The organism is Thiorhodococcus minor (genome assembly GCF_010820565.1).
Classification (GTDB): Bacteria; Pseudomonadota; Gammaproteobacteria; order Chromatiales; family Chromatiaceae; genus Thiorhodococcus; species Thiorhodococcus minor.
This window is the reverse complement of record NZ_JAAIJQ010000134.1, coordinates 1-9,368: the sequence shown is the minus strand read 5'-3', so window position 1 is coordinate 9,368 and position 9,368 is coordinate 1. Positions and strand designations below refer to the sequence as shown.

Sequence of the window (9,368 nt, the reverse complement as noted above, 5' to 3'; positions counted from 1 at the left end):
AGAAAGAACTCGATTCATTGCTCACGTTGAATTTTCAGGCATTCAAGAAATGTGATCTTGTGCCTATATGAAGTATAACCGATATTGTTGACCGGGTCTATTACGGCAACGCTCTTTACCAGGTTGATCTTTTTTTTATTCGTCAGGATAGGGTGCAACAAACATACAAGCCGGATTTAGCATCAGGATTTAAGCGCGAACTTTGGCAACCTGTCTCTTAACGTCCGTGTGCGTACCATCGAGCCACAACTTTGAGTTAACGTTCTATTTGGGAGAGAAGAAAATTGCAATCGAAGAAGCCCGTTGCGCTCGTTTTTGCGGAGATTCGCAAGCTAATTGATGCGGGTAAGCAACAAGCAGCAATTGTTCAACTGGAAGCTGTTAAGCCGTTGCTCTCAACCGAGTTGGAACACAACGTCGCTCGTGGGTTTGCTCAATGTATCGCACGGATCAGTAGTCAGGATTTAACGATCAAAACATGGTCAAAGCGTAATGGACAAAACCACGAGCAGTTTTTTATTATTGTTCCAGTAAAAGACGGTGAAAAAGAAATTGAAGGAACCTTGAAATCAATTTTTCGCATTCGTAGTTCCTGTCCGATTTTCGTTCATGTTCAAGATGGGTCGTCCACTGATCGCACGCTTGAGATTGTCAAGGATATGCAGTCTGAGGCTGCCCAAGGATCCATAGCATTGACCGTAGCATCGGCCAAAGATCGTTCGATGTACGAAGCCATTGTTCGTGGTTTCCATTCACTTAAACCACCTAACGAATCTTGGGTAACATGGATCAATGCGGGCGATCACCTTGAGGAGAGGGTCATTGAGAACATTCTGCAAGCCCAGAAAGCAAACGGATGGCAAAACATTAGCTGGATTTGTGGTTGTAAGAGTGTAATAAATCTCGAAGGCCAATTGATCCGCTACCGACTGCCAATTAACACAAAGTACATCAGTGCGGGTATTTGCGATGGTGAGCACTTCCACCATCATCAGCAGGAAGGCACCTTTTTTCGTGCGAGTTTATTTCGCGCTGTTCCGCAAGAACAATTCGCATCATTTCGACTGGCCGGGGACTATTTTCTATGGTGGACGCTCGCGAAAAGCGGCAAAACAATTTTTGTACATGACGATGCCTTTGGCACCTTTGTTCAAAGTCCGGATCAACTGTCGCGCCGCGAGCAAGAGACTTACAATAACGAAGTCGCACAGATTCTCGCCAAAAAGGAGCGTCAGCGTGCTTTTCAAAGCTTTGTTGGTAATCCAACCCAGGCGGTATCGATTAAGCAAGATGGGAAGGTGTTACGTTACCTAGTCACGCTCGCAAAGAAAATGACCGCTCGCGTCTTCACTGTTGAGGATGTTGAGCGTATCGTATCGCAACGATCCATTGACCGGGCTATTGAGAATCGATGTACCTGGATCGATCCATATTTTCTTCAAGGCGACTCTAACAGCCAAATTGTATTCAGTATCAAGAAAAAAAAACAACCCTTCGGCATTATACTTTTTACGCATACTCGCCACGACGCCTTGCACCTAGTCTTGCGTAGCCTTCAGGAACAAAAAGCGACTGGGCTAACAACGGTCTGGATTGATGGTGCGCAAGGCAAAGAACAAACACGGTTAGCGACGGAAGAAACCGAGCGGATTGCCCACACCTACAAAGTTGCCCAAGTGAAACGCATTAAGGGCAACTACGGTTTTCGCAAAACGATGCTGCACGGTCTTGCGCATATGGCACAACATTATGATAGTTTCCTGATCTTGGAGGATGACTGTTTTCCAACGAGAAAAGCCGTGGCGACTTTCCGCGAGATGTTGAAAGCTACAGCAGATGATGACCGTGTGTTTTCAGTCTATGGGCACCACTTTAGAGTGCTGGGGGAAGGTGAATTGTTCCCGCGTTTCCAAGGGTGGGGCTGGGGCACAACGAGTAGAAAGCTGACGCCCTATCTGCACCGATTAGTTGATCTTTATTCGCTGCTAGAAGAAGATTATCTTAAAGTTGTCAAGCGCATCGCCACGCCAGAAGTGTTGGAGCGGATCGAGATTACCCCGCCACGCCAACCGTCTCACACGTTTTTTAAATTTTTTGCCTGGGATGAAACTCTTGCCCTGCTTACTGGAGCCGATGGCCTGTTTCATGCGAAAACGCCTGAACAGACGATTTATAACTTTGGAATGGGAAAGTCCTCTACGCACTTTGCCGATCGGGATGTGTTTCGCCAGCCGCCTTTCAATCTAATTAGTATCGAGGAGGCTTGGGAGAAGTTTTAAAAACTGCCATGTTTTTTTGCTGTATTGGGCGTAAAAAGTGAAGCGTTTATTTATTGCTGACCCGTCTTTGGATGATCTACGCGGTCATCACTATGGTTTGTCAGTGACTATCGCGGATGCTGCAACAGAATTAGGGTATAAAGTTGCTATTTTATCGAACCGAAAGTCGACGAAGGCTTTACTCAGTAGTCCGCGTTATTCCATTCGGCCAATTTTCTCGGCCTCTATTTACTTCACAGATACGATAAAGTCCCAAAAATGTTGCGGCGACTATCTTAGTCGTGAATTCCGGGATTTTATCAAAACGGAGCAGGTGTGTTCGAGAGATATTGTCATTTTTCATACCGCGATTGGGGAAGTGTATTGTGGATTATTGCGGTTAATTGAATCTCTTCACGACCAGGAAGCAAGCGCGCTTCCTGAAATTCATTTATGTACGCCTTACAATGAAGACTTGATGCCGGGTAATCTTCGCGGGCAAGAGCTTTGCCGGACGATCACAAAGCTTTCGCGGTATTCCGCCTTGAAAGGCGGTAGAATTTATTTTTGGGTAGAAAATTATTCCTTAGTCAATCATTATGCGGTTCGCACTAGCGTGAATCATCCTACGCTCCACATACCGCTTAAAACCGATGTTTTTGCTGCGAATGCTGCTGCCCATGGTTTCAGCAAAAAGCCGTTGGTATCGTATCTTGGCGCTGCTCGCGAGGAAAAAGGTTTTCTGGAAGTCGCGTCGCTGTTACGGGCATATCGCGATGATCTTTTGACTAACAGGCGGAAAAGCTCAGGGCTCCGGTTTTTCGTCCACTGTGTGCCGCAGAAAGTCGGTTATACCAAAAAGATCCAAGACGCCATTACGGAGATGAAATTTCTTTCGGAAGAGTTTGACCTTGTCTTGGATGACCAACCTCTGTCGGAAGACCGATACAGAGAGCTACTCGCGGAAAGTGATGCGCTATTTTTGCTCTATGACGAACGCTACCGGGTGCGTGGCAGCGGTATCCTTGCTGAGGCTCTCACAATGGGTTGTCGCATCATAACCAACCCCGGCACTGTCTGCGCTCGCTACGCTGATGCAAGCATTGACTGCATATCTTCTGAACAGCTAATGCAAATACGTTATCTTTATGAATTAGAGGATGTTTTCGTAGATAAAGGTTGCCCAAAATTACTCACCAGAACGCTGCTATATCAAGATCTTCACGACCCTTTTTTCTTTTTGAGAAAGATCGAAGCTCGGCCGAATTATGAGTCTACCCAAGCCTCGTTCTATACTGCTATGTTTTTTGAGGTTGGCGTTTGCCCGCGAATGGTCACCTTAGGTAAGCTACACCCGCTGTTGAGTTGAACAGACTTAGCTAGTTGATAACTTTAATCGAATTGAGTGAAACAATTATGCCTGTCCTTGAAAGCCGTAAGCTCGTTTTTATTCATATTCCGAAAGCCGCAGGTACTTCTATTTCTAAGGCTTTAGGTATATTCGGGTGTAGAAATACAGGGATAAACGAAATTTATGACCCTACAATTCATTTCGGTCATGAATCACAGCATGCAACAGCAAGAGAAATTTTTCAGCACTTAGAGAATACAAAAAGGGATCCATATGCTTACACTTGGTTTACAGTTTGTAGAGATCCGTTTGCTAAAATGGAATCAGAATACTACTGGCGAAAATCTTGGGATCGAGAAGTTAAAGAATTAGAATTTTTCGATTTTTTTACCACATACATACCGTACGCACTCAAAAACAGTTCAAAAGTTCAATACAGACATTTTTTGCCACAACACAGATTTATAGTCTTGGATGAGCTAAAAATAAAATGCTTTAAGATAGAAAAAGATTATGAAGATTTGCACCGATTTCTTGCAGAGCATGCAAACATAAAAAATATTCCTCGTAGTAATGTTAGTAATAAAAAACAGTTTTCTGATAAGTCTAAAAGAGAAAAAGCTGAGCGTATTATTAAGAAACTATATGATTTAGATTACCAACAACTAGGATATTAATAATGAGAGTACTTGAATCAAATGTATTTGTTGTTTTTCGCGAAAATCCTGTCCACACTGACAGTGTCATCAACTGTTTACGGGAAATTTATTCCAAAAATCAAGACTGTTATGTATTGTTGGTTTCCGAATCGGTTAATTTTGAATTGTCGAAAGACTTGGGATGTGGAATAGTCAAAGCGCAAGCTTTAGCAAAAAGGTTAAATCTTTCAGAATTTAGTATTCGTTATATTTTTGAGTCCTTATGCTCGAATTTTCATCTTCAAAAAATAATGCTGAGTTTACTAAATGCGAAAAGCATTAGCATTGTTTTCTTGTTTCAGGGTAATAACAGAGAGGAAATAAAATTACCACAATATGCTTTTTTTGGTGAAAAGAAATGTGTTAAAGCTTCTGATAATTTTGAAAAGTTTGTTGTGCGCGAGCCAATATTTGATTCTGGCATATTATATTGTTGTTTTGGGGAGCATTTTATTTCTCAGGCCATATATTCTGCGACAAGCGTAAAAAAATATAACCCCTCAATTCCAATAGCGATTTATACAAATAGAACGGATATTGCGATGGAAAAACAATGTTTTGATATAATTATTGAGGGTTACCACAAAGAAAGTTTAGAGCGCATTTTTTTGAATCCAAAACGAATGCACTCAAGTAAAATTATATCATTGACTTCAACTCCCTTCGATAAAACGCTTTACATTGATACGGATAGTGTATGCAACGGGGATTTGTCAGAAATTTTTTTACTTCTTAGGCATTTTGATTTTGTATTTACTAATGAGGATATCTCTGAGCGAGAATACGATGAGAATCTAAAAAGAACAGCTCCTGTTAGGCTAATCTCTATCCAGGGTAGAGGCTTGAACGCTGGAGTATTTGGTTATTCCTTATCGAATAATAGCAAGCAATTCATCGAAGAATGGATTAAAAGTTTTTTAATAAAAGCACAGAAAGACCCAGATTCAGGAAGTTGGCAGGGAGTAAACGACCAGGCCGCTCTAAATGAATCGAAGAAGACAGACATAACATATGCCACGATTCCTAACTATTATTATAATGCTACTCCACGTATTTGGAGAGAGCTTCACGCAATTGGCATGTTAGATCGCGTGAAAATTTTTCACGCACACTGGATGCACAAGTATAAATGGGATGGTAATAATATTTACGAACTACTTAATTATCCAGAGGTAACCTTGACTACATGAATGTTTATATTGGATTTAAATTTTTTAAGTCACCGTGGCGTATATAGATAAAGGCCTTGATCACCGGTTGGTCCACCCGGCCTGGCAGCGTTGCAGACTGCCGCGTAAAACTTTGATTTTATGATGGTAAATATCTTATGCCTGACTGTAGAGCAAGGTTTTGGACCAAACGATGATCAAGGCTCAGATAAATGTTTTTTAACGCTTGAATAACAGGAGAGAACTTTGGCTACAAATATTTGTGTAACTGGCGCTACTGGATTGATTGGGAGTGCTCTGCTAGATGACTTAGCTAGTAGGGATTTTAATGTTACCGCTGTGGCGAGAACTTTACCATTGCAAAGCGAACAAAATTTTTTGGCTAGTAATGGTGATAAGTTTAGTTGGTTGCAAGGGGATTTAAATTCATATTCGGACTGCCTCGATATTGTTAATCAGCAGGAGGTTATTTTTCATCTAGCTCAGAAAAACTCACCTTTAACATCGGATTTGGACTGGCCATCAGATGCGTTGTTAAATATCATTCCTACTCTGAATCTTATCAAAGCAATTAAAGAGTCTGGCAACGTTCCACATCTTATTTACCCTAGTAGTGGAGGTGCCGTTTATGGATCTGTCAAGAATAAAATGCTGATTAGTGAAGCTAATATTTGCTTTCCGCAGAATTCGTATGGCATACAAAAACTTACAGCAGAGAACTATCTTCGTCTGGCTGCTCAAAGAGGGATTCTTAGAGCAACTGTATTAAGAATATCTAATGTATATGGATGGTTGCTTTCACCTTCCCGTAAGCAGGGTTTTATCGGTACAGCTATAAATCAAATTAAATCATGCAAACCGATCAGACTGTTTGGCAATCCAGATAATGTCAGAGACTATGTTTACAAAGATGATGTGACGAAAGCACTTCTTTTATCGATTACGTCTGATCAAGACTTTGAAATATTCAATATTGGTACAGGGGTTGGTACGTCAGTAAATCAACTGATCCAGATTATCGAAAAGATTCTTAATCGAAAAGTGGCTATATATAGGGATGATAGTATAGATGGAGAAAACCTTACCGATTGGTGCGTTTTAGATGCTTCAAAGGCTAAAAAATTACTTAACTGGGAGCCTGACGTAAGTATTGTTTCTGGTGTAAAAAAGATGATAGAAAATTGTTTATAAATAACGGAGTACCCCATGCGCATCATCATCCTAGGCGGCGACGGCTTCTGCGGCTGGCCGACCGCACTTCACCTCTCGGACCTCGGCCACGACATCGCCATTGTCGATGACCTGTCCCGCCGCAAGATCGATGTCGAACTCGAATGCGAGTCCCTGACGCCAATCCGCCCGCTCAGTCAACGCCTGCACACCTGGCGCGAGATCAGCGGCAAGACCATGGCCTTCCACCGCATCAATGTCGCGCGCAACTACCAGCGCCTGCTCGATCTGATCAACGACTGGAAACCTCAGGCGGTTGTGCATTTCGCCGAACAGCGCGCCGCGCCCTACTCGATGAAGAGCAGTTGGCACAAGCGCTACACCGTTGATAATAACCTCAACGCCACCAACAACCTGCTCGCCGCCATCGTCGAGAGCCGACAGGACATCCATGTCGTTCATCTCGGCACCATGGGCGTCTATGGCTACGGCACCGCCGGGATGAAGATCCCCGAGGGCTATCTGCCGATCAAGGTGCAGACCGACGAAGGCGCGCTGATCGACTCGGAGATTCTCTATCCGACCAATCCCGGTAGTGTCTATCACCTGACCAAGTCGCAAGATCAACTGTTCTTCTTCTACTACAACAAGAACGACGCCGTGCGGGTGACCGACCTGCACCAGGGCATCGTCTGGGGCACCCAGACCGCGCAGACCAAGCAGGATGAACGCCTGATCAACCGCTTCGACTACGACGGCGACTATGGCACCGTGCTCAACCGCTTCCTGATGCAGGCAGCAGTGAACTATCCGCTGACTGTCCACGGCACGGGTGGGCAGACACGCGCCTTCATCCACATCCAAGACACCGTGCGCTGTGTTCAACTGGCGATCGAGAACCCGCCCAATCCGGGCGATCGTGTGCAAATCTTCAATCAGATGACCGAGACGCACCGGGTACGGGACTTGGCGCAGATGGTCTCGGAGCGCACCGGCGTGCCAGTTGATCATGTGCCCAACCCGCGCAAGGAGGACGACGAGAACGAACTGCATGTCACCAACAAGCGTTTTCTCAACCTGGGGCTGGAGCCGATCACCCTAAGCGAGGGATTGATGGAGGAGGTGACAGAGATTGCGCACAAGTATGCGGATCGCTGCGACCATTCGCGCATCCCCTGCGTCTCGGCCTGGAATCATGACCGCTACGAGGCGGTGAATGCCCGCTACCATCTCGACGAAGAAACCTTCGGCTAACGGATCACCGTCGTCGCGCGCCGCCGGCTGGCGGTGCCGGCGCGCGGACAGGAGTTGCCGGCATGCTGCACGCACAGGCGTACATTGAACAAGCCCACGCGGAGGCCGCAGGCCGCTTGGTGCTGACGACCTCCGGCGGCGAGACCTCAGCCTTGATGCCGCACCTAGTCGCCTCAGTGATCGGCACGGCCTTCCCGCTGATCTTTGTCGATCACGGCTTCTACGGCAGTGCGACCTATCGGCAGATCGACTTTTTCCGGGAGCAGGGCTACGACCTGCGCGTCTACCGCAGCGCCCTGACCCCGGGCGATATCGAACGCCACTACTCCGGCTGGCGCGATCCCGTCTCGCCCCATTTCTCCTTGGTGGTGCGCAAGATCAAGCACGAACCCCTCAACCGAGCCTTCGCGGAGCTAAAGCCCAGCCGCTGGCTGCGCGGCATCATGCGCCACGAGACCCCGGAGCGCCGTGCCGCCGAACCGATTCAATTCAAGAACGGGCTTTACCAGGTCCATCCTATTCTGGACTGGAGCAAGGCCCAAGCGCTGGAGTATCTGCAACGCCACGGCCTGCCGATCAATGATGATCACTGGGACCCGACCAAGGGCCGCGACCAGCGCGGGGAGTGCCTGATCGGCGACTATTGCGGCTTGCACCAGCGTGCCAACCCGCCACGAGAACAGGATCAGACCGCATGAGCGACTGGCAACGCCTGCGCGAGATCGTCCGCATCCACTCCGACTGGGTCACCCTCATCGCCGAACGCTGGTTGTGTGACAAGGGCAAGGAGCTGGAATACTGGCGCGTCGAAAAGGTCGATTCGGTGATCGTGCTGCCAATTCAGCGCAAAGAAATCCTCTGCGTCCGCCCCACCTTCCGCCCCGGCATCCAACGCGCCACCCTCGACTTCCCCGGCGGACGCCTGCCGGCAGGCAAGCGCCCGGACGAGCTGGTGCCCTTGCTTCTGGAGCGTGAACTGGGCCTGCCCGCGACGGCCATCGTCCACACCCGGTCCTTGAACGTGACCCCCTGGGTGATCAACAGCGCCTTCTCCAACCAGGGCCTGTGGGGCTTGGTGGCCGAGATCGACCCCAGCCACCCAGTAGCCGAGGAACACATCGGCCAGCGCGCCCCAGCGGCCGAAGCCGGCGTGCGAGAGCTGCTCGAAGCGCTCGATTGCCTGCAATGTCGCGCGGTGCTGCTGGAATGGGCGCGGGGTGAGGGCTGCGCGTCTGAGGGTTTCGGGGAGGCGCTGTAGATGAGCGGTGATTGTAGTGCTGTTGGCGAATGCCAAGGTGGTCACGAGCGAGCTCGCACCCAGGCACTGGCGGCGACGCTGAGAAACCTAACGAATAAGGTTAGATCGTCCGAGCGAAGCGAGCGACGATCTGAACCGGTTGTTGGACAAGCCCGGGATCGAGGAGGTACGCAGGGGGTATAGAAAATAGCTTTTCGAGGCCGAGGGCTC

At 47.4% G+C, this 9,368-nt stretch carries 8 protein-coding genes; all 8 read left to right on the top strand.

Translation table 11 applies throughout. The features are described from left to right. Window positions 1-284 precede the first annotated feature (284 nt). Entirely contained in the window at window positions 285-2,279 is a 1,995-nt protein-coding gene (locus G3446_RS24620) for a glycosyltransferase (protein ID WP_164456309.1), read from the top strand. Window positions 2,280-2,316: 37 nt separating this feature from the next. Further along, complete coding sequence (locus G3446_RS24615) at window positions 2,317-3,627, top strand: hypothetical protein (protein WP_164456308.1); 1,311 nt, start codon at window positions 2,317-2,319, stop codon at window positions 3,625-3,627. 32 nt (window positions 3,628-3,659) lie between these two features. Next, window positions 3,660-4,286: a sulfotransferase family 2 domain-containing protein gene (locus G3446_RS24610; RefSeq protein WP_164456306.1), complete on the top strand. Its 627-nt coding sequence runs from the start codon at window positions 3,660-3,662 to the stop codon at window positions 4,284-4,286. Window positions 4,287-4,288: 2 nt separating this feature from the next. Further along, a complete protein-coding gene (locus tag G3446_RS24605; protein WP_164456304.1) occupies window positions 4,289-5,497 on the top strand; it encodes a glycosyltransferase family 8 protein in 1,209 nt (402 codons plus the stop codon). A 225-nt stretch (window positions 5,498-5,722) separates the two neighbouring features. Next, window positions 5,723-6,667, top strand: a complete 945-nt coding sequence (locus G3446_RS24600) for an NAD-dependent epimerase/dehydratase family protein (protein WP_164456302.1) — start codon at window positions 5,723-5,725, stop codon at window positions 6,665-6,667. A 15-nt stretch (window positions 6,668-6,682) separates the two neighbouring features. Continuing rightward, complete coding sequence (locus tag G3446_RS24595) at window positions 6,683-7,900, top strand: NAD-dependent epimerase/dehydratase family protein (RefSeq protein ID WP_164456300.1); 1,218 nt, start codon at window positions 6,683-6,685, stop codon at window positions 7,898-7,900. Window positions 7,901-7,962: 62 nt separating this feature from the next. After that, complete coding sequence (locus G3446_RS24590; protein WP_164456297.1) at window positions 7,963-8,598, top strand: phosphoadenosine phosphosulfate reductase domain-containing protein; 636 nt, start codon at window positions 7,963-7,965, stop codon at window positions 8,596-8,598. After that, window positions 8,595-9,158 (top strand): NUDIX hydrolase, encoded by a 564-nt coding sequence (locus G3446_RS24585; protein ID WP_164456295.1) that lies wholly within the window; start codon window positions 8,595-8,597, stop codon window positions 9,156-9,158. Before G3446_RS24590 ends, G3446_RS24585 begins: the two co-directional genes overlap by 4 nt. Window positions 9,159-9,368 lie beyond the last annotated feature (210 nt).

Excerpts from the sequence above, each read along its gene's own strand:
- G3446_RS24590 (WP_164456297.1), top strand. The coding sequence starts at position 7,963 with ATGCTGCACGCACAGGCGTACATTGAACAAGCCCACGCGGAGGCCGCA.
- G3446_RS24585 (WP_164456295.1), top strand. The coding sequence starts at position 8,595 with ATGAGCGACTGGCAACGCCTGCGCGAGATCGTCCGCATCCACTCCGAC.
- G3446_RS24605 (WP_164456304.1), top strand. The coding sequence starts at position 4,289 with ATGAGAGTACTTGAATCAAATGTATTTGTTGTTTTTCGCGAAAATCCT.
- G3446_RS24595 (WP_164456300.1), top strand. The coding sequence starts at position 6,683 with ATGCGCATCATCATCCTAGGCGGCGACGGCTTCTGCGGCTGGCCGACC.